We start from the raw sequence: 25,542 nt of genomic DNA, 5'->3' as shown, positions 1-25,542 counted from the left end.
CAGTGCAAACCCACCACAAGAGGCCGGAAACGTTCCGGAAGTGATACCCGAGATTGCCAACAATCTCCCGACGTTAATGAGGAAAAACATGGGGCGTTTCAATGCTTTCCTGCCGGCTAATACCGGTTTGCGCCTCCCCGGCGCCTTTGATCTGCAGGCCTGCGAATCCACCGCAATCCTGTACTCGTTGCAAGCACGTGCTGCGGCACTGATTGAGGAGAAAGCGTAATGGCATCTCAAGGCGCCAAGCTGCTCAAAACCCTGACCCTGACCCAAGTGATCGTCATGGGTTTGGCCTACCTGACCCCCATGGCTGTATTCGATACCTTCGCCATCGTCGGTGACATCACCGAAGGCCGGGTCGCCACTGCCTATCTGCTGGCCCTCGGCGGCATCCTGCTGACCGCCTTCAGCTACGGCCATCTGGTGCGCAAGTTCCCCTCTGCGGGCTCTGCCTATACCTACGCCCAGAAAGTATTCAACCCCTACATCGGTTTCATGGTCGGCTGGTCCTCCCTGCTCGACTACATGTTCATGCCGATGATCAACATCCTGCTGGCCAAGATCTACCTGACCGCCATGTTCCCGGGTGTCGAGCCCTGGGTCTTCATCTTCGGTCTGGTGACCGTGATGACCTTCCTCAACCTGCGTGGCATCAACCTGGTGGCCAACTTCAATGGCCTCATCGTGGTGATCCAGCTGGCCATCATCACCATCTTCATCGGCCTGATGGCATGGGGCATCTATCACGGCGAAGGCGCCGGCACCCTGATGAGCAGCCGTCCGTTCCACTTCGAGTCAGCACAGCTGGTGCCGCTCTTCACCGGCGCAACCATCCTCTGCTTCTCGTTCCTGGGCTTTGACGGCCTGAGCTCTCTCTCCGAAGAGACACCGAACGCCGGCAAGGTGATCCCCAAGGCTATCGTGCTGACGGCCCTTATCGGCGGCATCATCTTCGTGGTGGTCTCCTACTGCCTGCAGCTCTACTTCCCGAGCCTCTCCCGCTTCCAGCATCCGGATGCGGTACTGCCGGAGATCGCCCTCTATGTCGGCGGCACCTTCTTCCAGTCGGTAGTGCTGGTCTGCACCACGGTCGCGGTACTGGCCTCCGGCATGGCGGCTCACGCCGGTGTGTCGCGCATCCTCTACGTGATGGGTCGTGACCACATGATCCCGGAGCGGGTGTTTGGCTACATTCACCCGAAATACCGCACTCCGGCCATCAACGTGCTGATGGTTGGTGCACTGGCTCTCTCCGCCGTGTCGTTTGATCTGGATACCGCGCTGGCGCTGGTCAACTTCGGTGCGCTGGTAGCGTTCAGCTTCGTCAACCTGTCGGTGATCGGTCAGTTCTGGGTGCGCGAGAAGCGCAACAAGACCCTCAAGGATCACATCGTCTATCTGCTGATGCCGCTGCTCGGTGCCGCCACCATCGGCGCCCTCTGGATCAACCTGGAGCAGAGCTCCCTCGAACTTGGCCTGATCTGGGCTGGCCTCGGTGTGACCTATCTGTTCCTGCGTCTGGCGGTGTTCCGTATCCCGTTCCGCCAGTACGAAGAGGCGGCCGACGCCTGATCGCCTGCGGATAGCGCATAACAAAAGGGGAGCCATGGCTCCCCTTTTTGCTGCCGGTCTGTTGCCGGTCACACGGGCTTGGGCCCAGTCTGCTTACTGCTTATCCAGCACGGCGGTCGCAGCAGCCTTGAGCGGATCGCGAGCGATGGTCTTGGCATCCTGTTCCGCCTTGTGCAGCTGCTGGTTTGCCTTGTCCATCTTCTGCTGCATACCGTTACCGCTCTCCTTGAGGTCGGCGCGCTTCTCGCCCAGCAGGTCGGTGCGGCCTTTTTGCACCTCGGCTTTCACCTTCTCTTTCTCCTGCTTCACCAGCTTGCTGGTATCACAGTTGCCCTTGACCCCCAGAGTGGCATTCACCGCTTCGTTCTTGAGTGCCTTGTCGAGGTTGCAATCGGTTTTTAACAGGCTGGCCTGTGCCCCTGCCGAGAGCAGCCCCAGCGACAGAGAGAGGATCCATGCACGCATCATCTTTTTTACTCCTGCTTGCCAATAAAGGGGCGCAGTGTAGCGATCACGTCCCGGCTGGCAAGGCGGCAGTGCCTTCGCTCCCCCTTTTATCACCCCAGAGCCAACCGGCTCGGTCAGCGCTTGTCGCCGCAGCTCGTCGTCATAAAAACATCATCGAAATGTCACGTTGTCATATTTCTGTCATTAACCACTGATTAAATGCGCGGGTCATCAACAACCCAAGACGGCACGGCCGTCCCAAGAGGCTTTATGCAACAGAGTGACTCCCAACAGCAGCAGTCAGCGACCCGCGCCCTGTTCAACTGGATGAGTGTCATCGCCCTGGTTTACCTGATCCTGGTAGCCGTCGGCGCAGTCTCCCACGGTTTCAAAGGTTTCTCCGGCGGCGCCGAGGGCGCAGCCCAGATCTTCGCGTTTGCCAACAACCCCTTCGTCGCCCTGCTGCTCGGCATCCTGGCGACCGCGCTGGTGCAATCCTCCAGCACTGTGACCTCGGTCATCGTCGGTCTGGTTGCCGGCGGCCTGCCCATCGGCATGGCCATCCCCATGGTCATGGGTGCCAACCTCGGCACCACCATCACCAACACCATCGTGTCGCTGGGCCATGTCCGCGACCGCACCGAATTCCGCCGCGCCTTCGCCGCCGCCACCGTACACGACTTCTTCAACCTGCTGGCCGTGGTCATCTTCCTGCCGCTGGAGCTGATGTTCGGTCTGCTGCAACATAGCGCCGAATGGCTGGCCAACATGCTGGTGGGCTCTGCCAACATGTCGATGAAGGGCATGGATTTCATGAAGCCGCTGACCGCACCGGCCCAGCAACTGATCGACAGCGCCGTCGCCTTCCTGCCGGGCAAGGGTGCCGCCATCGCCACCATCGTCATCGGTATCCTGCTGATCCTGGCCAGCGTCACTTATCTGGGCAAAGTGCTGCAGAAGGTGCTGGTTGGCCGCGCCAAAGAGGTGCTGCACAAGGCACTGGGCCGTGGCCCGCTGAGCGGCATCACCTCAGGTGCGCTGGTGACCATCATGGTGCAGTCCTCCTCCACCACCACCAGCCTGATGATCCCGCTGGCCGGCGGCGGTGTATTCAGCACTCGCCAGCTCTACCCCTTCACTCTGGGCGCCAACATCGGTACCACCATCACCGCCCTGCTGGCTGCCACCGCCATCAGCGGAGCCGGTGCCCAGCTGGCCCTGACCATTGCGCTGGTCCACGTGTTGTTCAACGTCTTCGCCGTGGCGCTGATTTATGGCCTGCCGTTCCTGCGTGACCTGCCGGTGCGCGCCGCCGAAGGGCTGGCCCGGATTGGCAGCGAGAACAAGCTGCTGGCGCTTGGTTATGTGGCGGGACTCTTCTTCGCCCTGCCGGCCCTGATGATGGTCGTGGCCAAGTAAGCGCTGCCGCCATAACAAGGGGTGAGTCACCGACTCGCCCCTTTTTACGTCTGCGCCACCCTGCTTTGCCTGCCCGCTCACATCCTCCCGCCCTGTGGCTCGCCATGAGGGGCGGTGCGCGATAAGATGGCCCCTCATTGCACTCTTTGTCTTTCTTGGAATAGGAAAACCGATGAAATTCATACTGATCGCGCTGCTGGTTGCCGGTGTCGCCTACTACTTCTACTCCAGCAGCAATAACAAGAAGCTGGCCGAAGATAATGTTCGCAAGGGGGCCGAGTTCCTCGCCAGCAACAAGGAGAAACCGCTGGTGACCACCACCGCCTCCGGCCTGCAGTACGAAGTGCTGACTCCGGGTACCGGCACCGTTCACCCCACCGCCACCAGCAAGGTGAAGGTGCACTACGAGGGCAAGCTGCTGGACGGTACCGTCTTTGACAGCTCGGTCGCCCGTGGCGAACCCATCGAGTTTGGCCTCAACCAGGTGATCAAGGGGTGGACTGAAGGAGTTCAGCTGATGGTGGAAGGGGAGAAGACCCGCTTCTATATCCCGGCCAACCTCGCCTACGGTGACCGCGCAGCCGGCAAAATTCCGCCGGGATCCGTGCTGATCTTTGATGTGGAGCTGCTGGGTATCAAATAATCCCCTGTGGCGAAACCCCACGCCCGAGCTGATCTTCGACGTGGCGCTGCCGGGTATCCAGTCAACCGCAGCTCGGAGAGCGGCCGACCATCAGTCGGCCCTCTCTGTTTGGAATGAACTCTGGCCATCAGCGCCCACAAAAAACCGCCCGAAGGCGGTTTTTTGCAATCAGGCAGAGTCAGCCAACTTAGATGGACTGCTCTTCGCCACCCAGGGCGGCAAACAGGGCAGGAATGAACTGGGAGAGCTCGGCGGTCACCAGCGCGAAGTCGGCATCCAGACGGGCGGCCGGATCTTCGCTGGTCACGTCGTCGTTCTGCTCGCGCAGCTCTTCGCTGAACTTCAGGCGCTTGATGGAGAGATCATCCCCCAGCACGAAGCTGACGGTCTCGCCCCAGTTGAGGGCCAGCTTGGTCACCAGCTTGTCGTTGGCCAGATGGTTCTTGATTTCATCCGTCATCAGATCCTGCTGCTTGCAGCGGATGATGCCACCGTGCTCCATGGCACTGCGCAGCTCGGCTTCATCTTCCAGGGTGAAGGAGGCTGGCAGGTTGCCCTCGTTCAGCCACTCGGTCATGGTGATTTCGGGCGGGTTCTTGAGGGCCACCGGCACTACCGGCAGGGAGCCGATGGATTTGCGCAACAGTGCCAGCAGGTCATCCGCTTTCTTGGCAGAGCCCGCATCCACCACCATCAGGTTGTCGGCCGGATTGATCCAGGCGAAGGTCTGGCTGGTACGGCTGAAGGCGCGCGGCAGCAGGGTATGGAGGATCTCCTCTTTCAGCGCTTCCTTCTCTTTCTTCTTGAGGGCACGGCCCTGCTCAAACTCGATCGCCTCTACCTTCTCCGCCAGCATCTCCTTGACCACGGTACCGGGCAGCATCTTCTCCTCCTTGCGGGCGCAGATGAGGATATGGCCGGAGGCGCTGTGGGTCAGGGTTGAGCCGAATTTGCCAAGGGGCTTGACCCACCCGAACCGGGAGATGTCCTGACTGCCGCAAGGGGTGAAGGCACAGGCCTCCAGCTGGGTTTCCAGCTGCTCAACGGTCAGGTCGAAGGGGCGGGTAAAGCGATAAATCTGCAGGTTTTTAAACCACATGGCGTCCTCGGTCTCGATAGATTGTCCGGCGGGCATTGTACTAGAGAGGCGCTTTGTGATCAGCCAATCATTCTTGCTAAATAAAGGGCGATCGACTTCACAGGGTGCCATCCCGGTTACCGGAACTGTCATCAAGTTCCCCTAGACTGCGAAGGTGAAGTTGTTAACAAGGATGAAGATATGTTGCGGCCCAGTCGCCCCGAAGACATGGACGAGATCGTCGAAATCTGGTTGCTGGCCTCCCTGCAGGCCCACGATTTCGTCGATGCCTCCTGCTGGTGGCAGGCTCAGGAGGATCTGCGTACCCGCTACCTCGATCACGCCCATATCTGGGTGTTCGAGGAGCGCGGTGACCTGCTCGGATTTATGGCGCTGGTAGACAACTACCTCGCCGCCCTCTTTGTGCGCCCCGACAGACAGGGACGCGGGGTCGGCCATGCCCTCTTGCAGGAGGCGAAGCGTCAGGGTGCGTCGCTCCACGCCAGAGTCTTCGTGGAAAATTCCCAGGCGGTTCGCTTCTACCGTCGCCACGGCTTTGTCATCGAGGCAGAAGAGTCCGATCCCCTTACCGGCCACCCCCAGTACAAGATGTGCTGCGAACCCGCATGAACTGACGGCAGCCCCCTGTTTTACTTGAAAAAAGCATGGGGCATCCTCATCTTGTCACCATCGGGTGCCACCGGCACCATCCCTGGATCCGGGTTGCTTTCTCATGAAAATCCTCCATACCGCCGACTGGCATCTTGGCCATCAACTCCATGGTCACGACCGCCGTTTTGAACACGATGCCTTCCTCGACTGGCTGACCGACACCCTCAAGGCGCGCGAGATCGACGCGCTGCTGGTGGCGGGCGATCTGTTTGATACCGCCAATCCCCCCGCCAGCGCCTGGCAACAGCTCTACCGCTTTCTGGCGCGGCTGCGCGCCGAGCTGCCTCACCTCAACATGGTGCTGATCGGCGGCAACCACGACTCCCCCTCCAAGCTGGATGCCCCCCACGAGCTGCTGCGCGCCTTTGATCTGCATCTGGTGGGCAGCATCAGCCGCGACAGTGAGGGCAAGCTCGAGACCGACCGTCTGCTGGTACCGCTGCAAGACCGGGAGGGCAAGATTGCCGCCTGGTGCGCCGCCGTGCCGTTCCTGCGCAGCAGCGATCTGCGGGTGGAACAGTTGGCAGAGGGGCAGGACAGGCTGATCGAAGGGGTACGACAGGTCTATGCCGAGGTGTTGGCCGAAGGGCGCGCTCGCTGCGGGGAGGATCTGCCGCTCATCGCCATGGGCCACGCCTATCTGGCGGCGGGCCAACTCTCCGAGTTGTCGGAGCGGCGGGTGCTCGGCGGCAACCAGCACGCCCTGCCTGCCGAACTCTTTGCCGGTGCCGACTACACGGCGCTCGGTCACCTCCATCTGGCCCAGAGCCCGGCCGAGGGGGTGCACTACAGCGGCTCACCGCTGCCGCTATCGCTTGCCGAAGCCAACTACAACCATCAGGTGCTGGAAGTGACCTTTGCAGAGGGCAAGCTGGCCGGGCTGGAGCGGATCCCGGTGCCCCGCGCAGTGGAGATGATCCGTCTGCCCCAGTGCCCTCTCGACGACGCATTGAAAGCCATCGAGGCACTGACGCTCCCCCCTTGTCCACAAGAAGCACAGCCCTTCCTCGAAGTGCGGTTGCTGCTGCCCAAGCCAGAGGCCCGCATCCGCGAGCGAATCCTCGCTGCCATCGCCGACAAACCGGTGCGGCTGGCCCGTATCAGCACCCAGTATCAGGGTTCGGGCGAAGGACTGGCCGATGGTCGCGAGCGGCGCAGGCTCGATGAGCTCTCCCCCACCGAAGTTTTTCGCCTCTGCTATCAGCGCCAGTTTGAGGGGGAGCCCGAAGCCGAGCTGGTCGCCTCGTTTGAAGAGATCCTGGAGCAGGTGAAGGAGTCTAACCAATGAAAATCTTGTCTCTGTCAGGTGAGAATCTGGCCAGTCTGACCGGCGCCTTCACCATCGACTTTACCCGCGGGGCACTCGGCGCCGCGGGGCTGTTTGCCATCACCGGCAATACCGGCGCCGGCAAGAGCACCTTGCTCGACGCCATTTGTCTCGCCCTCTACGACGAGATGCCGCGCTTTATCGCCAATCGCAAGAACGTGGCCGAAGTAGGCCGCATGGATGACGAGGAGAAGCTCAAGGCCAACGACGTGCGCGGCATCCTCAGTCGCGGTCACGCCAGCGGCTTTGCCGAGGTGCAATTTCGTGGCTGCGATGGCCGCATCTGGCTGGCCCGCTGGGCGGTGCGCCGTGCCCGCAACCGCGCCGAAGGGCGCTTTCAGGCACAGGAGCGCACCCTGACCGATGTCGAGTCGGGTCAGGTTTTCTCCGGCAGCAAGCGGGATCTGCAGGATCGCATCGACGAGCTGGTGGGTCTCTCCTGGGAGCAGTTCCGCCGTGCGGTGATCCTGCCACAGGGGGAGTTTGCCGCCTTCCTCAAGTCGGACGCCAACGAGCGCTCCGCCCTGCTCGAACGGATGACCGGTACCGAACTTTACTCCGCCATCTCCATCCAGACCTATGAGCGGGCGCGGGAGGAGCAGCAGAAGCTGGCCGCCATCACTCAACGCCTCGGCGACGTGGCGCTGATGGACGAGGCGACCCGCGAACAGTGGGTAAGCCGGCAGGTGAGCCTCGCCACCACTCTCAAGCATGAGCAGCAACAGCAGCAGCTGATGCAGGATCTGCGTGACCTCAACGGTCGCATCGCCACCCAGCAGCAAGGTTGCAGTGAGGGTGAAGCTGCGCTGGAGGCCGCCATGCAGGCCCACGGCGCCGCCGCGCCCGAGCGAGAGGAGTTCGCCCGCGCCGAGCAGGCGCAAGTGGCCCGCGCCGATCACGACGAGCTGGCCCGCCTCACTCTTGAGGTGCAGCAGCAGGAGAAGGTGATCGCCGAGCTGGGGCCGGAGCTGGCCAAACTCGAGGAGCAGACCCAGCAGAGCGCCCTCACCGAACAGCAGCTGCTGGCCGAGAAAATTGCCGCCGAGCGGGAATGGGGCGCCCTGCAGCCCGAACTCAAGCGGGCACAGGAGCTGGACACCCGCATTCGGGAAAAGCAGCAGCTGTTGCAGAAGATCCAGCAGGAGGGAACCCAGGAGCGGGAAGTGCAGCTCACCCTCGAGCAGGGGTGGCGCGAACAGAGTCAGCAGGTGGAACAGCTCAGGCGCCAGCACCAGCAGTGGAGCCTCTGGCTGGAAGAGAACAAGGAGCTGGCACCGGTCGCCCGCCAGTGGCAGCCCCTGCTCACTGCCATGCAGGATTGGGCCGAGGATGCCGACAAGCTGCAGCAACTGCTCACCCTGCGCGACCACAAGCTGCGCGCTCTGCAGCAGCTGCAACGCCAGCTGGAACAGGGCCAGCAGGAGCGCGACTACTGGCAGCGCGAGCAGGAGCGGCTGCAGCAGCAACAGAACGAGCTGCAGGAGCAGCAGTGGGAGAGCCGCCTCGCCAAAGCGCAGGAGCAGTGGCAGCAACAGACCGAACAGCTGGGCCAGCTGCGCCAGCTGCTGGAGCTGGCCGACTATGGCCGCAATCACGGCGAGCAGCATACCCGCTTGCAACAGGAGATTGCCCAGCTGGAGCAGGCGCTTAGCAAACTCGCCACCCTTGGCGACGAGCTGGCGCCAGCCCGCGAGCGGCTCGCCCTGCAGCGGGACGAGGCGCGCCACGCGCTGGAGCAGTCCCGGGCGGTGGCCACGTTCGAGCAGTATCGCCATATCCTTAGCGATGGCACCCCCTGCCCGCTCTGTGGCGCCGAGGAGCACCCCTACAGCCAGAGCCAGCCGCAGGTGGCGGGTATTCTCGGTCAACTGGCGGAGCGGGCCCGCAGCCTGGAGCTGGAATGGGAGCGGCTCAACCACCAATACATTCAGTGCGAGAGCGAGCGTCAGGAGCTGGCTCGCCAGCTGGCAGTGCGCCAGCAGCACCTGCCGGAGCTGGAAGCGCGCGCCGAGCAGCTGACCCAGCGCTGGCTGCAGCTGGGAGGCGATACCCTGCTGGGCCATCCGCTGCCGCTGCGCCAGAGCCCCATCGAGTGGAACGAACTGATGAGCACCCTGCTCGGCCATGGCCAGACGCTGGAGCAGGGGCTGGCCCAGAGCCAGCAGCTGCTGCGTCAGGCCCAGCTAGGCCAGCAGCAGTTGCAGGGAGTGCGTCAGCAGCTGAGCCAGCTGGGCACCCAGCACCAGCAATTCGAGCAGCAGTGGCAGGAGGCCGACCGCCATCGCATCGCGCTGGAAGGGGAAGTGAAGGCGATGGGCGAGCAGGAAGCGACCCTGCGCCAGCGCATCGAACAGGGGGGCAACCGTCTCGATGAACAGATGGCTGGCCAACCCTGGCGCCAGTGGCTCGGCAGCCAGCAGTGGCGCGAGTGGCAGCGGGCCTGCGAGGCCTGGCTGCACGGCCAGAGCGAGTGGGAGCGGCTGGCCAGCGAGATCGCCAGTCTCACCCCGGCCCTGAGCGCGCAGGAAGCACGTCTGCAGACCCAGCGCGAACTGCTGCACAAGCTGGAGCGAGACTACAAGGAGCACGAGCAGCAGCGGCAGGGACTGCTCACCAGCCGCGCCGCCTGTCTGGGTGGCGAGGAGATCGCACTGGTCGAGAACCGCTGGCAGCAACGACTGCAGCAGCTCGCCAGCGAACTGGAGGCGATGCAACAGAGCGCCCGCACCCTGCGCGAGCGGCAGACCGAGCTCAAGACCCGCCTCAGCCATGTGGAGCAGGAGAAGCAGGTGAGCAGCCGCCGCAAACGGGAGGTGCTGGGCCGCTGGGCTGCCCACGCCAGTACCCTCGGCATCGCCGAATATGACCTGCGCCGCCTGCTTGCCATCAGCCCCGATGAACTCAAGGCGCGCCGCGCCGCCTTGCAAGGGCTGGAGGATGCGGTTGGCGAGGCGCGCACCCGCCTTGCCGAGCGGCAGCGGGCACTGGCGCTGGAGGAGAGCAAGCGGGAACGCTATCGCGAACATCACCCCGAGCTGGCCGCCCTGCCGCAGGAGGAGCTGCTGCTGCGGCTCACGGCGCTGGAAACCCACTGCCGCGAGCTCGACGAGCAACTGTTCGAGTGCAAGAGCACGCTGGCGCAGGCCGAAGCGGCCGCCCTCAAGGCGGGCAGCCTGCAACAGGAGCTGGCCGCCCAGCAGGCGGTGGCCGACCACTGGCAGCAGCTGTGCGATCTGATCGGGCAGGCCAACGGCGCCAAGTTCCGCACCTTTGCCCAGAGCCTCACCCTCGAGCGCCTGTTGCTGGAGGCCAACGCCCAGCTCGCCGAGCTCTCGCCCCGCTACCGGCTGGAGCGGGTGCCCGGCACCGATCTGGCGCTGCAGGTGGTGGATCTCGATATGGGGGACGAGGTGCGCTCGGTGGACTCCCTCTCCGGCGGCGAGAGTTTTCTGGTGTCGCTGGCGCTGGCGCTGGCCCTCTCCAGCCTCTCGTCGCGGCAGACCCAGGTCGAGTCGCTGTTTATCGATGAAGGGTTCGGCACCCTGGATCCGGACAGCCTGGATCTGGCGCTCGCCAGCCTCGACTCCCTGCAGGCCGCCGGCCGCCAGATCGGGGTTATCTCCCACGTCCAGACCCTGGTGGAACGGATTGGCGTCCAAGTCAGGGTTGAAGCCCTCGGTGGCGGCGAGAGTCGGGTAATCGTCCCCTGACCATAGCCAATCCCCAAAACGACAAGAGCCCGCCAATTGGCGGGCTCTTGCTTGCACGGCGCTCGTTAATCGAAGCGGTAAGCCCCCATGTAGAGGCTGCCGCCATCCCAGCTCTCGTGCAGCAGGGTCGGTGCTTTGCCCTGCGCGGCTCCCAGCGCCACAAAGAGCGGGCGCAGGTGATCGTCATGGGGGTGGGACTCCACCGCTCCGGGGGCCAACCGACGATAGTCGAGCAGCGCCTCCCGTTCCCCTGCCGCCATCGCCCCTTCCAGCCAGTCGACAAACTGGCTCGCCCAGCGCGGCACCGGCGACCCCTCGGGCCCCAAGGCCCGCAGGTTATGGGTGATAGCGCCGGAGGCGAGGATACCAATCCCCTGACTGCGCAATTCGGCAAGTGCCTCCCCCAGCTGCCAGAGCTGGCTCGGGGTGAAGCTGGCAGGGATGGAGATCTGCACCAGCGGGATCTCGCTGTCCGGGTCGATCAGGGAGAGCGGCGACCAGACCCCGTGGTCCAGCTCGCGCCGCACCGGGGTGGCTGCCAGACCCGCCAGCGTCAGCTGATCGCCCACCGCCTGCTGTAACCATTCAGGGCTGCTGGCTGGCCAGCGCATCCGGTAGAGCGGCTCGGGGAAGCCATAGAAGTCGTACATCAGCGCCGGTTTGGGTTCGACGTTGATCTGCAGCTCGCGACTGAACCAGTGAGCGGAGATGACCACCAATCCCTTGAGCTCCCCCAGCCGCAGGGTGCTCAGAAATCGGGTGGCAGGTTGATCACGCAACACCAGATCCGGTGCGCCGTGGGAGATAAACCAGACAGGGGCGAGGGACATAACAGTGACTCCAGCAAGGGTTTGGATGGCGATTTTTGCCGCAAGGCAACGCCGCTGAACTCATTATCAGCCCGCCTAAACAGGTTAACAATCAGGCTAAATGGATAAGCACTATCAACCTATTTTTGATAATCAGATGACCATCACCACCACTGTCAAAAGAGGGCAGCCCGACTGGTTAGCCCGCTTTGCGGCTCCGCCTGCAACCTGATGACCGTTCAATGACCCTCGCTGGCAAGGGCTATGCGGGTCGCCGCCCTCTGCGCCTGCCACTCCTGTAACAGCAGTCGCTCTGCGGCCACCTCTGCCGAGACCGGAGCAGCACCTTCGGCCGAGTGGTTGCCGGTAAAAGCTGAGCGCCAGTGGTGATTGCCCGGCCAGCTGGCGTCAGGCATGGCATGGGCCAGCAGCAGTGCCCCCGCCAGTAAAAGCAGCACCGGGCCACCCCATGGGCTGTTTTCCATCTATTTCCCCTTCACAAGCGCGCCAATGGGCTAACATCTTTGCGCAAGCTGGTGACAAGACGGTGACAGTGAGCAGGTGGTCATTTTACAACATCTGAACCTTCTCTCCGCCAATAAGACACAGATGGCAACATTTGTCGTCAATCAGCTCAGACCAGTGGATGCATGCTCTAAAAAGTGACCAACAGGAAAACGTTATCCCTGAAAAGAAAACGTTATCTGGTCAAAACGTTGTTTCTGGATCATAAAAAGAATCCAAAAACTGGTGTATATTGCTCGGCGGAAACTCCTTAACCATGAAGACTGACATGAAAAAGACCAAAATCGTCTGCACCATCGGTCCCAAGACCGAATCCAAAGAAATGCTGGCAAAAATGCTGGACGCCGGCATGAACGTCATGCGCCTGAACTTCTCTCACGGTGATTACGAAGAGCACGGCACCCGTATCCGCAACCTGCGCGAAGTGATGGCCGAGACCGGCAAGCGCGCAGCTATCCTGCTGGATACCAAGGGTCCGGAAATCCGTACCATGAAGCTGGAAGGTGGCAATGACGTAGCACTGGTTGCTGGCCAGACCTTCACCTTCACCACCGACCAGACCGTGGTTGGCAACAAAGACAAAGTGGCCGTGACCTATGCAGGTTTCGCCAACGATCTGCGCGTCGGCAACCGCATCCTGGTTGACGACGGCCTGATCGGTCTGGACGTCATCGAAATCACCGAGCGCGAAGTTGTTTGTAAAGTACTGAACAACGGCGATCTGGGCGAGAACAAGGGCGTCAACCTGCCGGGCGTCTCCATCAAGCTGCCGGCCCTGGCCGAGAAAGACAAGCGCGACCTGATCTTCGGTTGCGAGCAGAGCGTTGATTTCGTTGCTGCTTCCTTCATCCGCAAGAAAGAAGACGTACTGGAAATCCGTGAGCACCTGAAAGCCCACGGTGGCGAGAACATCCAGATCATCTCCAAGATCGAAAACCAGGAAGGTCTGGACAACTTCGACGAGATCCTGGCTGTTTCCGACGGCATCATGGTTGCTCGTGGCGACATGGGTGTAGAGATCCCGGTTGAAGAGGTTATCTTCGCCCAGAAGATGATCATCGCCAAGTGCAACAAGGCCCGCAAAGTGGTTATCACCGCCACCCAGATGCTGGACTCCATGATCAAGAACCCGCGTCCGACCCGCGCCGAAGCCGGCGACGTGGCCAACGCCATCCTGGACGGTACCGACGCAGTCATGCTGTCCGGTGAGTCCGCCAAGGGTAAGTACCCGCTGGAAGCCGTGACCATCATGGCCACCATCTGCGAGCGTACCGATGCCGTGATGCCGTCCAACCTGTCTGCTTCTAACGACAGCAACAAGCTGCGCATCACCGAAGCCGTATGTAAAGGTGCGGTAGAGACCTCCGAGAAGCTGGATGCCCCGCTGATCGTGGTTGCCACCGAAGGCGGCAAGTCTGCCAAGGCTATCCGCAAGTACTTCCCGAAAGCTTGGATCCTGGCGATCACCACCAACAAGAAGACCGCTGCCCAGCTGGTTCTGACCAAGGGTGTGGTTGCTCACGTGGTTGACAGCATCGCCTCTACCGACGATTTCTATCGCATCGGTAAAGAAGCCGCGCTGGAAATCGGCATGGGCCAGAAAGGTGACGTGGTTGTGATGGTCTCCGGTGCTCTGGTACCGAGCGGCACCACCAACACCGCTTCTGTTCACGTTCTTTAATCGGAACTGAACAAGCTGAAAACGGCGCCTGCGGGCGCCGTTTTTTTTATCCCTCCCCCCTGCTTCGCAAAGAGTGCCGGTGTTAGAATCCCCGCGGATTTAATCTAGGTGGGAAATTTCCCAATTACCGCGCAATAACCCGGAAGTTATATGCAATCAACACCCTTCAAGAGAGCATCGGCCATCCTGTTGCCGCTGCTCTGCCTACTCGTCAGCCTCTGCGGTGCCCCGCAAGCCATGGCGCAGGATGTTCCATCCCGCGCATCCGTCCAGCGGGCGCTGGACAATCTGGGCAAATCCGAGACCCTGACCGTCAGCCAGCAGGCCGACCAGAAGTTTCTGACTGAAACCCTCACCCTGCTCGACAGCATCGACAAGGAGGAGGCGAAAGCCAAGGCGCAGGCCCAGCGCATTCGCAATCTGCCGGGTGAGCTGCGCGACATCAGCGCCAAGCTCAACGACCTGACCCAGGGCAAGAGCCCGGAGCAGATCAAGAGCGAATACGCCAGCATGAGTCTGGCCGAGCTCGACAACCGCCAGCCCGATGTGCTGGCCAACATGCAGGCCGCCCAGGAGGCGCTCGGCGCCATCGGCAGCCAGCTCACCAACCTGCAGACCCTGCCGGAGCGCGCCCAGAGCAGCATGAGCCGCGCCTATCAACGCAGTCAGGAGATCCGCAGCCGCCTCAATGCCGGCGAGAGCGTCAGCAGCGCCGAGAAGATGAAGCTCAACACCGAGCTGGCACTGCTCGATCTGCAACTTTCCCAGCTGCAAAAGGATCTGGACAACCGTACCAGCATGCAGGATCTGGCGGTCAAACAGCGCGACTACCAGAATGCTCGCCTCACCAGTGAAGAGCAGAAGCTGCAACTGCTGCAGGAGCAGAGCAGCGCCAAGCGCCTCGGCGACACCGAGAAGACCGCTGAACAGACCGGCGAGCTGGTAGCGACCGAAGACAGCCCGCTGGTACAAAAAGAGCAGGTTCTCAACCACCAGCTCAGCCAGCAACTCATCAGCGCCACCACCAACCTCAACTCGCTGGTACAGAAAAACCTGCAGGCCAAGAGCTGGCTGGAGCGCGGCACCCAGACCGAGCGCAACCTCAACGAACAGGTGCAGATGCTTAAGGGCAATCTGCTGCTGTCACGCATCCTCTATCAGCTCTATCAACAGCTGGAAGCGGCGCCCACCATCGCCGTGAAAAACCTGGAAGAGCAGATCGCCGATCTGCATCTGGCCCAGTTCGAGCTGAGTCAGCAGCGTGACCAGCTGTTCCAGAAGAACCTCTATCTGGACAACCTGATCGCGAGCAGCAAAGAGCCGGTCAGCGAGGAAGACAAGGAGAGCCTGGCCAAGCTCATCGATACCCGCATCAACCTGCTCGATCAGCTCAACCGCCAGCTCGACAGCCAGCTCACCAACGCCATCAGCCTGCAGCTGACCCAGCAGCAGCTGGCGCGGGTCTATGCCTCTATCGAATTTACCCTGCAACAACACATCTTCTGGGTAAGCAGCAACAAACCGATCGACTTCAAATGGTTTATCAGCTGGCCCGCCCAGGCCTACAAACAGGCCTCCGACTGGGTGCTGAAACCGGACTGGAGCCAGTGGCGCGAAGAGCTGCTGGGGATCTCCCTGCTCGCCTTCCCGCTGCTGCTGATCGGCGGCCTGCTGATGTGGAAGCGTCCGGCACTGGCCGAACGCCAGAAAAAGATTGCCAAGGATCTGGGCCGCTTCCGTCAGGACAGCCAGTGGCACACCCCGCGCGCACTCTTCTTTACCCTGTTGCAGCGCCTGCCGGGCAGCCTGTTCATTCTGGCGGGCGGCCTGCTGCTCACCTACTGTGGTCTGCTGAGCCCCAAGCTCATTTTCCAGATCACTCTGAACCTGGCCCTCAGCTATCTGGTCTTCAGCATCTACATGGCGGTGATGCGCCCGGGCGGACTCGGTGAATCCCACTTCCGCATCCCGCGCGCCGAGTTGCAGGCCAAGCGCAACAGCATGCGCTACCTCTGGTTGCCGCTGCTGCCCCTTATCATGCTGTCGACCAAGGCGGTGGTAGAACCCTCCTCCCTGGGCAATGACGTGATCGGTCAGGCTCTCACTCTGATCCTGCTGGCGCTGGCCGCCTATCTGGTGTTCCCCATCTCCCGCGCCCGCATCAAGGGCGAGGCGAGCATGGCCCAGACCATGACTGCCATTGCGCTGGCACTGGCCCCGGTGGCGCTGATCGTGCTGGCGGTACTCGGCTACTACTACACCGCACTGAAGCTGACCGGTCGCCTGATCGAATCCTTCTATCTGCTGATCATCTGGAGTCTGGTCTACCGCACCGCCCTGCGCGGGCTGGAGCTGGCGGCCCGTCGTCTCGCCTACCGCCGCGCGGTGGCCAAACGTGAGCACAAATCTTCGGAAGATGCGGAAGGTGGCGAGTCCATCGAAGAGCAACCGATGGATCTGGAGGATGTCAGCCAGCAGTCCCTGCGTCTGACTCGCACCGTACTGCTGCTGATCTTCGGCGTCGCCTTCTACTGGCTCTGGTCCGATCTGGTCGCGGTATTCTCCTACCTCGACAGCATGGTGCTGTGGCACCGCACTGAAGGCACCGGTGCCAATGCCGTGCTCTTCCCCATCAGCCTGAGTGACGTGCTGATCGGCCTCCTGATGCTCGGCGGCGCCTGGTCGCTGGCCCGCAACCTGCCGGGCTTGCTGGAGGTGCTGGTGCTCTCCAAGCTCAATCTGGCTCAGGGGACGGCCTACGCCATCACCACCATGCTCAACTACGTACTGATCGGCTTCGGCTCCCTGACCGCCCTCTCCATGATGGGCGTGCAGTGGGACAAGCTGCAGTGGGTAGCGGGTGGTCTGTCAGTCGGTATCGGTTTTGGCATGAAGGAGATCCTCTCCAACTTCGTCTCCGGCATCATCATCCTGTTCGAGCGTCCGGTACGGATCGGTGACACCGTCACCATCGGCTCCTTCTCCGGTACCGTCTCGCGGATCCGCATTCGCGCCACCACCCTGACCGACTTCGACCGCAAGGAAGTGATCATCCCCAACCAGCAGCTGATGACCGAGCGTCTGATCAACTGGTCGCTGAGTGACACCGTGACCCGGGTGATCGTGCGGGTGGGCGTGGCCTACGGTTCCGATCTGGAGCTGACCCGCACCCTGCTCAAACAGGCGGCGGACGAGAACAGCCGCGTGCTGAAAGACCCGGCGCCCATCGTTTACTTCCTCACCTTCGGTGCCAGCACCCTGGATCACGAGCTGCGCTTCTTCGTGAGCGAGCTGGGGGATCGCAACCCGGCGGTGGACGAGTTGAACCGCAAGATCGACCAGCTGTTCCGCGAGAACGGCATCGAGATCGCCTTCAACCAGATGGATGTCTACATCAAAAACATGTCTGATGGTTCAGAGCAGGCTGTAGAAGTATCAAAACCTGAAAAATCTGATACTTAGAGCCATATTTAACTAAGCAATACCATCAGATACTAAAAATTGTGTGACCCCAAGTGTGACCCTAATTAGAATGGGGTCGCACTTTTTTTTGCTTACGAAAAACTTTAGGGTCACACAGGGGGCATTATGGCGCCAAGAAAGCAGGCTGAAATCACCTTCAAGGCACTCATGCGGGAAGGTGAACAGGGGGCGCGTTTTGATAACCGGTCAGTGTGTGACAACCTCGCACTCTGCTGGCCAGCCAACTATAAGCGCCCGTTCTGGCGGTTGCGGTATCGCTTCGGCGGCAAGCAACGCAAGATGCTGATCGGTCATGTCGATAACATGGCGCTCAAGCAAGCCATGGACGAGGCGAAGCGGTTGATGGCCATGGTCACCCTTGGTACTGATGTAGCCAGCGAGAAACAGGAGCGCAAGCGCGAATCCATCGCTCGGCATACAGCCATCGCAAACCGTGTCACGGTGGCTTCCCTGGCTGATGAGTTCCTTTCCAGACAGGTCGAAGGGCGCCGCAAGGATGCTCACGTGATCCGGCAGCGATTCGAGAAGGACATCATCGCCAGTCTGGGCAAGCTGGGGCCAGAGGATGTCAAACCAAGGCATATTGATGCACTCCTGCAATCTATTCTCGACCGGGGTAGCCCGACCATGGCCAACAACATCCTTGGCTGGCTCAAGCGACTGTTCGACTACGCCATCAAACGGCACATCGTAGAGAGCAACCCAGCCTCCGCCTTTACCCTGGCTGATGCCGGTGGCCAACTGAAAAGCCGGGAATTTTATCTGACTAGGGAAAAGTTGGCGGAGGTGCTGGGGGCGATCCCTACCTGCAGGGGGTTTAGCCGTAGTTGCGATCTGGCCTTTCGCCTGCTGCTGCTACTGGGTGGCCGAAAGATGGAGCTGCTTTCTGCCACCTGGGACGAGTTCGACTTGCAGCAGCAGACCTGGACACTGCAGCCAGAACGGGCCAAGACCGGCCGTGGCATCGTGATCCCTTTGCCAGAGCAAGCCATCATCTGGCTTAAAGAGGCCAAGTATCTTGGGTGTGGCAGTGACTACGTGTTCCCCGCCATCTCAAGGCAGACCAAGCCACATATGGGGCAAACCACCCTGAATGCCGCCATCCAGAAGCTACGGGCCAAGGTTGATGGGATCGAGCAACTTAACGTGCATGCTCTGCGCCATACCGCCAGAACGCACCTGGCCGCGCTCGGGGTGCAGCAGGAGGTAGCGGAACTGATCCTGAACCATACCCTCAAGTCACAGGGCATTGTGGCGGTCTACAACCATCACGACTTCTTTGACGAGCGCAAAGCAGCACTTACAAAATGGGCTGACCTAATCACATCCCTCTTAGATCATCAGTAAATAAACCTTTATATTCATAAACTTAATCAACAAGCATGCCAGCACAGCGCCACGACCAATTCCAATCTGGCATGCTAAATTGAATTTATATTCCAAAAATTCATAAAAAAAATTTCACCCAGATGCCCCGACTAAAAAAAATCATATAGCGCCATATTGAGCCATATTGCTCTATTGACACGTTTTAAAATTCAATTTTATTGACTTTTTTTGCATGAAAAACAAGGCAAAACAGCAATGTCACGTCTTGGCTTATATTGGTTATCTTGGTCTCAGGCAGTAATATCTGCCTCAAGCAATACGATTGCCGCTACTACTAAAACTATTTAAAGGGCCTGCTTATGCCAGAGCAAAACATTCGCTTATTGCGGATAAAGGATGTTATTTCAAAGGTTGGATTATCAAAGCCAACCATTTATTTAAGAATGAAAGAAGGTACATTCCCCCGCCCTGTTTCTATCGGTCCAAAATCGGTGGCATGGGTGGAGCATGAAATTAATGATTGGCTGACAGCCAAAATATCAGAGCGAACAACAAGAAGTAATCATTAAGGGGGGAATATGTGCGCGTAGTTTGTAACCAGTGCCAAAGCCTTGGCCGAGTGACAAAATCCAATCACCTTTCCGAGAACGTCACCGACCTGTATTGCGAATGCACCGTGTGCTGCCATGCTTGGGTTTCAACCCTTGCATACAAGCATACTCTTAGGCCATCCACTGATAAGGCCAGCACCGTCGTCATTGACCTTATCAATGCATTGTCGCCCAGTGCACGGCAAAGCATTCTGGACGAAATAAACAAGAGCAATAAATAAAACGCAGAGAATAAGTTACGCTTTAGACCACTAATTAAATAAAGAGTGAATATGACCGCATCAACTTTAAAAACAGGATGGGTGTGCATCGGCACATCTGGAAAAACTGTAGACGGCAGAGAGATAAAGCCGGAATGGTTAACTCAGATGGCTGAATCATACGACCCCGAATATTACACCGCTTGTTTGTGGCCAGACCATAAACGAGTTACACCACTCGGACATATCGAGGCATTAAAAACACAGCATGAGGGCAACGTTATTAAGCTATTTGCCATCCTGAACCCCTCTCTTGCATTAATCGAACTGAATAAAACTGGCCGTTATGCATTCTGCTCTATTGAGCCGAAAGAGAATTTCGCAGGGAAAGGCCTTTGGTACCTAGGGGCGCTCGGGGTCACCGATGAGCCAGCGAGTACCGGTACTACCCACATGAAATTCAGCAATAGCCAGACCGTTATTGGTCAATCCCAACTTTGGGCCAACACCACAGGGAACAGCGACATGAATAAGAACAAACCGACCCTCTCAGAGCTCTTAGCCAACATGAGTATGAGCTTTGCTCCTGGCAAGCAATCCACCTTCGGCAACCTTGACCCAAGCGCCAGCGGGGCCTTGCGTTCAGCCATCGTGCAAGCGACGCCCTTTCTTGAGTTGTTGACGTTCCTGGACGTGAGCGATCCCCATTCACCACTGTTCGACCCTATCAAGTCTGGACTACGCACAGGTCGCAAGGAACGCAGTCGTTTCTTGGTGCCAGCAAACCCCAGTACCCGCAACCCCACGTTCAAAGATGTGGACAGCAGTGTGATCTGGACGTGGCGACAGCTGAGCCAAATGTTGGAGGGGATGACTCAGGAACAGGCTAACCAAGTGCTTGAATCATTGGCACTGGCTGCATTTGGTGATGACCTTCTGCGAGTCGGTTTTCATGGCAAATACGCTGCCGCCAGCACCGACCCTGTAGCTAACCCAAATGGTGAAGATGTGATGCCAGGGTGGCATGCCTTGGCCAAGGCCGCTGACGAGGATGGTCTGCGAGTGCTGCGTGATGCCGTGACCTTCGACACCCGGAACGGTGGCAATTATGCCGACCTCGATACGATGGCCTATGAGCTGGTCGCCAAACTGCCCGAAGGATACCGCAACGATCCGCGCTTGCGCGTACTGGTCGGTGGTGACCTGCTGCGTGCACACAAGCAAGCCTATCTGCAACCAGGGCAAGTCCGCAGCAAAGAGCAACAACTGAAAATTGCCGACATGCCGGTACTGTCACACCAGCATATGACCGGCACCTTGCTGGCCGTCACCTTTGCCGAAAATCTGCAAATCATCAGCGTAAACAACACCCATCGTCTTAGCGCTGACAGCCTTGATGACCTGGCCAGTTGGGGCGTTCGTTACTACCGGGCACAGTCCTATGCGCTGGGTGACGACACCGCATATGCCGCCTTCGACAACATCACTATCACCACCCATCAGGAGTAACCCATGAAGCAAACAACAAAGCGCCAGGGAGCCAAGGAAGTAACCGCCAGCTATCTGGATCAACGGATTGCCCAGTTCCGTGCTGAGCACGACAAGATGATGGCGATTGATAACGAGCTTCAGGCACTGCGTGAGCAGCGCAAGAACCTGACAGAGCGCATCCAGCAGGCCACTGATCGCCGGGAAGCTCTTCGCCAAGAGCGGGTTAACCAGTTGGTTCACGGTGAACCGGATCTTGAGTCATCTGATGAGTATCGTGAACTGGGTGAACTGATCGAAGCGGCGCAGGCAGCCATCAGCCAATCGGAGCTGCAGGAAAAACAGCTGATCCTGCCGCTGGATGATGCTCATAAGGCGGTCTCAATGAGCAGAGCATTCGTCGTCGGCAGCTATGCCAAGGAACTCGAGGACGAATTACCGGCCATCATCAAGGCACTCAAGCCAAAACTGGCAGACTTGGCGGCTATCACCCATGCCAAGGCGTGCACCACGGACCGGCAGGCCGCGCTGGGTTGGGCACGTGCCGAACTGCTCAAAGCACTGGATCAGGCCATGGTAAATCACCAAGTATCGGCGGAGGAGAATCAATCCGCCGCCTATCAGGCACTGACCATGCCGACTATTCCACGCTCTTCTGACCTGCTGACACAGTGTGACAGCCCGGGCAAACGCCAACGCTTGATGAAGGAACTGAATGCCTAAGAAAAATGGGAGCCTGCCAGGGCTCCCATTCGTTGCGTTCATCCCTCATCACCACACCCTATTCCAGCGCGAGATTGAACAATATGCAGTCTATCAAAGACCAAGATCCGCCCAAAGCACTGTTAACCAGACGCATAAGCTTGCTTGAGACTGATCGAGACGGTAAGATCTTTCCTGTTACCACCTTAAGCAAGTGGTTACATAGCTGGCGGATTAAGCACCCGCAAGCAGAGATCACACAGAGACAATCAGCCCTCATTTCCCGAAACTTCGGCCACTGCGCCGGGGATCTATCCAGTTTCGGGGCATGGGTCGGGAGCCAAAGAAAACGCCCCGGCTGCGCCTTTTCTGTGTGGCGCTGCTTTGCGGCTACCCGATCCGCCTCTGTTAAATACACAGAGGTTTTACCCCATGATTTATACCTTCTTGATCACCCCGAGCGTCTGCCGCCTGGCAGACCTGCGCCGTATCCGCACCATTTCCGCATTTGGCCAGAACGAAGCCCAAGCGCGCGCCGCACTGGCCGGTTTGCCACTGGTGTTTATGTCCCGCACTCCGCGCAAAGGGGGTGCAGTATGAACTCCCACATCAAAACCAAACTGGCCCATGTCGATGCTCTGACCAGCGCGTTACACCACACCTGCTTTCGCAATGTTGAGCTGCTGGATAGCCAGTTGCTGATCGATCTGCTGAACCCACTGGCCGACCTGCTCGATCAGCTCGAAGAGATGTGCGCAGGCACCGAACTGGCCGCGATGACCCAGCGCAACAGCAGATACCTTGCCGCCATGCTCAAAGTGATAGCCGGTAACCAGTCCATGGTTGAGCCCTGCATGATGGCCGACCTGCTTATCCCGATCATGACCAGCCTGGATGCCGTAGAGGTGCAGATTCGTCAGGTCAACGTCATGGGCACGGGAGCCAGACAGGAGCTGCACTCATGATCTATTTAGCATGGACAAAGTGCCCTGCGCCCACTGATGCCGTGCGCGAGGATTCCCCCTCCATCGAGAGCGGCATTCTGAAAGTCTTGGCAAGCAATAAGGAGCTCGGCTTTCTGAGTGTGTTTGACAGCGATGAAGAGCGGGCAAAGTTCATTGAGCAAATGCAAGGCAACTCAATCGCGGTAACACCTGATCAAGCCCGCCATTTGATGGGGTTAGGTAAACAGGATTTCAAAACCCTGGTTGTTTTTCTGCAAGGGGGTGATCAGTGAGTCAGTCGATGACATTGGTTTCTGATGTGGCTGCCGCAGCTTGTGGCCGCTGGCCAGCGCTGTTGGCTGAGGTGGGGATTGATATCCCGGGCAGAGGTAAACACGGCCCCTGCCCTGCCTGTGGTGGCAAAGACCGCTTTCGGATGGATGACAAGGAGGGGCGTGGCACCTTCATCTGCAGTCAGTGTGGGGCTGGTGATGGGCTTGATCTGGTGGCGAAGACCATCAGGAAGCCGCTCAAAGAGGCGGCCGAGTTGCTCGCCCCCCTGGTTGGTTTGTCTGGTGAAGGGCTAGACCCTGCTGAGCGGGAACGAATTCACCGGCTGTTACAGGACAAAGCCGAGCAAGAGCGCAAGCGAGTCGAACAACAGCGCAAGAAGGCAGCCCGCCGTGCTGCAGACATCATGCAAGACTGTCAGCAAGGGGCCAGCCCCTACCTTGAAGGAAAAGGGCTGCAGGGTGTTCAGGTCAACGTATCCCAGCACGTGATCGCTGTGGGGGAGATGACCTTTGCACCTGGTTCCTTGGTGGTGCCGCTTTATGCCGACTTTGGTGGACAGCTGGTGAACGTTCAGCTGATCGACGACCAGGGCAGCAAAAGCTATCTGGCGGGCGGGCAAAAGGCCGGGGCATGCCACCGGATCCCGGGCAATGCTCTGGTGGCAATATGCGAAGGCTACGCCACCGGCTTGAGCATTCATCAGGCAACCGGAGCAACCGTCTACTGTGCCATGGATGCGGGTAATCTGCTGGCCGTCGCCAACATGGTTCGGGGAGCCGATAACCCACTGCAGCCATGCAGAGCGATCATCTGTGCGGACAACGATGCCAAGACCAAGGGCAACCCGGGCAAGGCCAAGGCGGAGCAAGCAGCCGCTGCTATCGGTGCCCAAGTAGCCATTCCGCCAGAGGCTGGCGACTGGAACGACTATCACCAGGCTCATGGGCTGGATGCGACCAAGGCGGCGATCATAGGGGATCATCCAACCAAGACAACCGACAAACCCAAGGAAGCCAGCCAGAAGGAACCCGGACAGGTAGAGCTGGCCGCAGCGGAGCTAACTGGGGCAGCCAATGAGAAAATGAAAAAGCCCATCGTGCCGATCGAGAAGATGAGCGCAAGCCAACGTGCCAGCCTGCTGATCGAACGCCTGGGTGATGTGGCTATCAACATCGAGGCTGAGCGGGTGTACCGTTACGATGGCAGGCTGTGGGGGCCGCTGGCAGATATCGAGCTGCGCCGTGAAATGGCGGTCATTTTCACAGACCATGATGTGCCGTTCAGTGACTCCGCGGTATCGAAAGCGGTGGCCACCATGAAGCTGATGATCTCGCCGCTCGGCAATACCCCTGATGATCTGATCGGGTTTGCCAACGGGGTATACGACATGGCAACTCACCAGTTCAGGCCGCATGCAGCAGCTGATGGGCTACTCAACCATAACGGCATTGAATATGGGGCTCATCAACCAGGTGAGAACATCGAGCAACACGCCCCCAACTTCACCAAGTGGCTGACCCATGCAGCAAATAGTGATATCGCCAAGATGGAGCGGATCAAGGCGGCCTTGTTCATGGTGCTGGCCAATCGCTATGACTGGCAGTTATTCCTTGAGGTAACAGGGGAAGGTGGTAGCGGCAAGAGTGTGTTTGCCAACATTGCGACCCTACTGGCTGGCGGACTCCGGAACACAGGATCCGGCAACATGATCGCGCTCGATAACGCCAGGGGCCGCGCCCAGTTCGTAGACAAGCGCCTGATTGTGCTCCCTGACCAACCCAAGTACATCGGCGATGGCAGTGGTATCAAGGCGATTACTGGTGGTGACCTCGTTGAGGTGGATGGCAAATACGAGAAGCAATTTGCCACCGTGATCAGGGCTGTCGTTCTGGCGACCAATAATGAGCCCATGGTCATCACTGAACGCAATGGTGGTGTGGCACGTAGACGGGTCATCTTCACCTTTGACAGAGTGGTATCGGAGGAGGACAAAGATCCGCTGCTCGGCGACAAGATCGCGGCAGAACTGCCCATCGTCATCCGCCATCTGCTGGAGAGGTTCGCAGAACCAGAGCAGGCCCGGCGTTTGCTGCTGGAACAACGTAACTCAAGCGATGCTCTCACCATCAAGCGAGCAACGGATCCTGTCATCGACCTGTGCTCAACGTTGGCGTTTATGGATGAGCCGATGGGCCTGTTCATGGGGGGGAACTCGAGCATCAAGCAGGAGCCGAAACGCTACCTCTATCACCTCTATCTGGCCTACATGGAATACCACGGACTGGGGCGACCGCTATCAGTCCAGAAGTTTAGCCAGGCGGCAAAGAGCGCTGCTAGAGAGCTGGGAAGGGAGTACCGCACTCGCAAGATCAAGGGGTACACCCAAACCAACGCAGGGTTGACCGAGGCGGCGGAAGTCTTCATGCCACAGCCGCTCTTCGTTGAGAACCAATAAGGCCAGCCAGAAGGAATACCAGGGTCGCACGATGCGGCCCTTTTTTTCATCCCAACCCCATTGGATATGAGACTTTTTCAAATCCTTCTCCCCCTCTCTACCAAACACACAAAAACACTTGATATATAAGGATTAAAGACAGGTAGATAA

Annotated in this window: 22 protein-coding genes; 18 read left to right on the top strand and 4 right to left on the bottom strand. The window is 59.4% G+C overall.

Annotation, left to right across the window (positions count from 1 at the left end):
* The first annotated feature begins 88 nt into the window (after positions 1–88).
* Both AACR93_RS16595 and AACR93_RS16590 read left to right on the top strand, forming a co-directional pair.
* Complete coding sequence (locus tag AACR93_RS16595; protein ID WP_167334751.1) at positions 89–229, top strand: hypothetical protein; 141 nt, start codon at positions 89–91, stop codon at positions 227–229.
* A complete protein-coding gene (locus AACR93_RS16590) occupies positions 229–1,575 on the top strand; it encodes an APC family permease (RefSeq protein ID WP_041208258.1) in 1,347 nt (448 codons plus the stop codon). Before AACR93_RS16595 ends, AACR93_RS16590 begins: the two co-directional genes overlap by 1 nt.
* A gap of 93 nt (positions 1,576–1,668) precedes the next feature.
* Here AACR93_RS16590 and AACR93_RS16585 read toward each other — a convergent pair whose 3' ends face one another.
* Positions 1,669–2,043, bottom strand: coding sequence for a hypothetical protein (locus AACR93_RS16585; protein ID WP_225315422.1), 375 nt, complete (start codon positions 2,041–2,043; stop codon positions 1,669–1,671).
* Positions 2,044–2,292: 249 nt separating this feature from the next.
* Here AACR93_RS16585 and AACR93_RS16580 point away from each other — a divergent pair, with 249 nt between their 5' ends.
* Both AACR93_RS16580 and AACR93_RS16575 read left to right on the top strand, forming a co-directional pair.
* On the top strand, positions 2,293–3,441 hold the full coding sequence (locus AACR93_RS16580; protein WP_043851397.1) for a sodium:phosphate symporter: 1,149 nt from the start codon (positions 2,293–2,295) through the stop codon (positions 3,439–3,441).
* A gap of 172 nt (positions 3,442–3,613) precedes the next feature.
* Complete coding sequence (locus AACR93_RS16575) at positions 3,614–4,084, top strand: FKBP-type peptidyl-prolyl cis-trans isomerase (protein WP_033113327.1); 471 nt, start codon at positions 3,614–3,616, stop codon at positions 4,082–4,084.
* Positions 4,085–4,271: 187 nt separating this feature from the next.
* Here the strand turns inward: AACR93_RS16575 and rdgC are convergent, their stop codons facing one another.
* Positions 4,272–5,183, bottom strand: a complete 912-nt coding sequence (rdgC, locus tag AACR93_RS16570) for a recombination-associated protein RdgC (RefSeq protein WP_033113354.1) — start codon at positions 5,181–5,183, stop codon at positions 4,272–4,274.
* A gap of 180 nt (positions 5,184–5,363) precedes the next feature.
* Between rdgC and AACR93_RS16565 the strand changes: the two genes are divergently transcribed.
* The 3 genes from AACR93_RS16565 to AACR93_RS16555 all read left to right on the top strand — a co-directional run bounded on the left by AACR93_RS16565 (position 5,364) and on the right by AACR93_RS16555 (position 10,871).
* Positions 5,364–5,792: a GNAT family N-acetyltransferase gene (locus tag AACR93_RS16565; RefSeq protein WP_041208255.1), complete on the top strand. Its 429-nt coding sequence runs from the start codon at positions 5,364–5,366 to the stop codon at positions 5,790–5,792.
* Positions 5,793–5,895: 103 nt separating this feature from the next.
* Positions 5,896–7,122 carry an exonuclease SbcCD subunit D C-terminal domain-containing protein gene (locus AACR93_RS16560; RefSeq protein WP_043851396.1) on the top strand — a complete coding sequence of 409 codons (1,227 nt, stop codon included), beginning with the start codon at positions 5,896–5,898 and terminating at the stop codon, positions 7,120–7,122.
* Positions 7,119–10,871, top strand: a complete 3,753-nt coding sequence (locus AACR93_RS16555) for an AAA family ATPase (RefSeq protein WP_043851395.1) — start codon at positions 7,119–7,121, stop codon at positions 10,869–10,871. The genes AACR93_RS16560 and AACR93_RS16555 overlap by 4 nt, the downstream gene beginning before the upstream one ends.
* Before the next feature lie 65 nt (positions 10,872–10,936).
* Here the strand turns inward: AACR93_RS16555 and AACR93_RS16550 are convergent, their stop codons facing one another.
* Positions 10,937–11,701, bottom strand: coding sequence for a DODA-type extradiol aromatic ring-opening family dioxygenase (locus tag AACR93_RS16550; RefSeq protein WP_043851394.1), 765 nt, complete (start codon positions 11,699–11,701; stop codon positions 10,937–10,939).
* A gap of 218 nt (positions 11,702–11,919) precedes the next feature.
* Positions 11,920–12,165: a hypothetical protein gene (locus tag AACR93_RS16545; protein ID WP_043851393.1), complete on the bottom strand. Its 246-nt coding sequence runs from the start codon at positions 12,163–12,165 to the stop codon at positions 11,920–11,922.
* Positions 12,166–12,473: 308 nt separating this feature from the next.
* Here AACR93_RS16545 and pykF point away from each other — a divergent pair, with 308 nt between their 5' ends.
* The 11 genes from pykF (at position 12,474) to AACR93_RS16490 (ending at position 25,392) form a co-directional block, all read left to right on the top strand.
* Positions 12,474–13,886 carry a pyruvate kinase PykF gene (gene pykF / locus AACR93_RS16540; RefSeq protein WP_042033075.1) on the top strand — a complete coding sequence of 471 codons (1,413 nt, stop codon included), beginning with the start codon at positions 12,474–12,476 and terminating at the stop codon, positions 13,884–13,886.
* 150 nt (positions 13,887–14,036) lie between these two features.
* Entirely contained in the window at positions 14,037–17,348 is a 3,312-nt protein-coding gene (gene mscK / locus AACR93_RS16535; RefSeq protein ID WP_043851392.1) for a mechanosensitive channel MscK, read from the top strand.
* Between the two features lie 126 nt (positions 17,349–17,474).
* Positions 17,475–18,716 (top strand): tyrosine-type recombinase/integrase, encoded by a 1,242-nt coding sequence (locus AACR93_RS16530; protein WP_043851391.1) that lies wholly within the window; start codon positions 17,475–17,477, stop codon positions 18,714–18,716.
* A gap of 341 nt (positions 18,717–19,057) precedes the next feature.
* On the top strand, positions 19,058–19,267 hold the full coding sequence (locus tag AACR93_RS16525) for a helix-turn-helix transcriptional regulator (RefSeq protein ID WP_081318831.1): 210 nt from the start codon (positions 19,058–19,060) through the stop codon (positions 19,265–19,267).
* Between the two features lie 11 nt (positions 19,268–19,278).
* Entirely contained in the window at positions 19,279–19,530 is a 252-nt protein-coding gene (locus AACR93_RS16520; protein ID WP_082044138.1) for an ogr/Delta-like zinc finger family protein, read from the top strand.
* 51 nt (positions 19,531–19,581) lie between these two features.
* Entirely contained in the window at positions 19,582–21,018 is a 1,437-nt protein-coding gene (locus tag AACR93_RS16515) for a GPO family capsid scaffolding protein (protein ID WP_082044137.1), read from the top strand.
* Positions 21,019–21,021: 3 nt separating this feature from the next.
* Positions 21,022–21,720 (top strand): hypothetical protein, encoded by a 699-nt coding sequence (locus AACR93_RS16510; protein WP_043851389.1) that lies wholly within the window; start codon positions 21,022–21,024, stop codon positions 21,718–21,720.
* A gap of 411 nt (positions 21,721–22,131) precedes the next feature.
* Entirely contained in the window at positions 22,132–22,299 is a 168-nt protein-coding gene (locus tag AACR93_RS16505; RefSeq protein WP_156152989.1) for a hypothetical protein, read from the top strand.
* The gene (locus AACR93_RS16500; protein ID WP_043851388.1) at positions 22,296–22,664 is read left to right on the top strand and encodes a hypothetical protein; all 369 of its coding nucleotides are present in this window, start codon (positions 22,296–22,298) and stop codon (positions 22,662–22,664) included. The genes AACR93_RS16505 and AACR93_RS16500 overlap by 4 nt, the downstream gene beginning before the upstream one ends.
* Entirely contained in the window at positions 22,661–22,936 is a 276-nt protein-coding gene (locus tag AACR93_RS16495) for a hypothetical protein (protein WP_043851387.1), read from the top strand. The genes AACR93_RS16500 and AACR93_RS16495 overlap by 4 nt, the downstream gene beginning before the upstream one ends.
* 8 nt (positions 22,937–22,944) lie before the next feature.
* Entirely contained in the window at positions 22,945–25,392 is a 2,448-nt protein-coding gene (locus AACR93_RS16490) for a primase-helicase zinc-binding domain-containing protein (RefSeq protein WP_043851386.1), read from the top strand.
* Positions 25,393–25,542: the final 150 nt, after the last annotated feature.

Source organism: Aeromonas sp. L_1B5_3 (assembly GCF_963866575.1).
GTDB lineage: Bacteria > Pseudomonadota > Gammaproteobacteria > Enterobacterales > Aeromonadaceae > Aeromonas > Aeromonas jandaei.
Note: the sequence above shows the minus strand (reverse complement) of the source record. Positions and strands in the feature narration are given on the sequence as shown.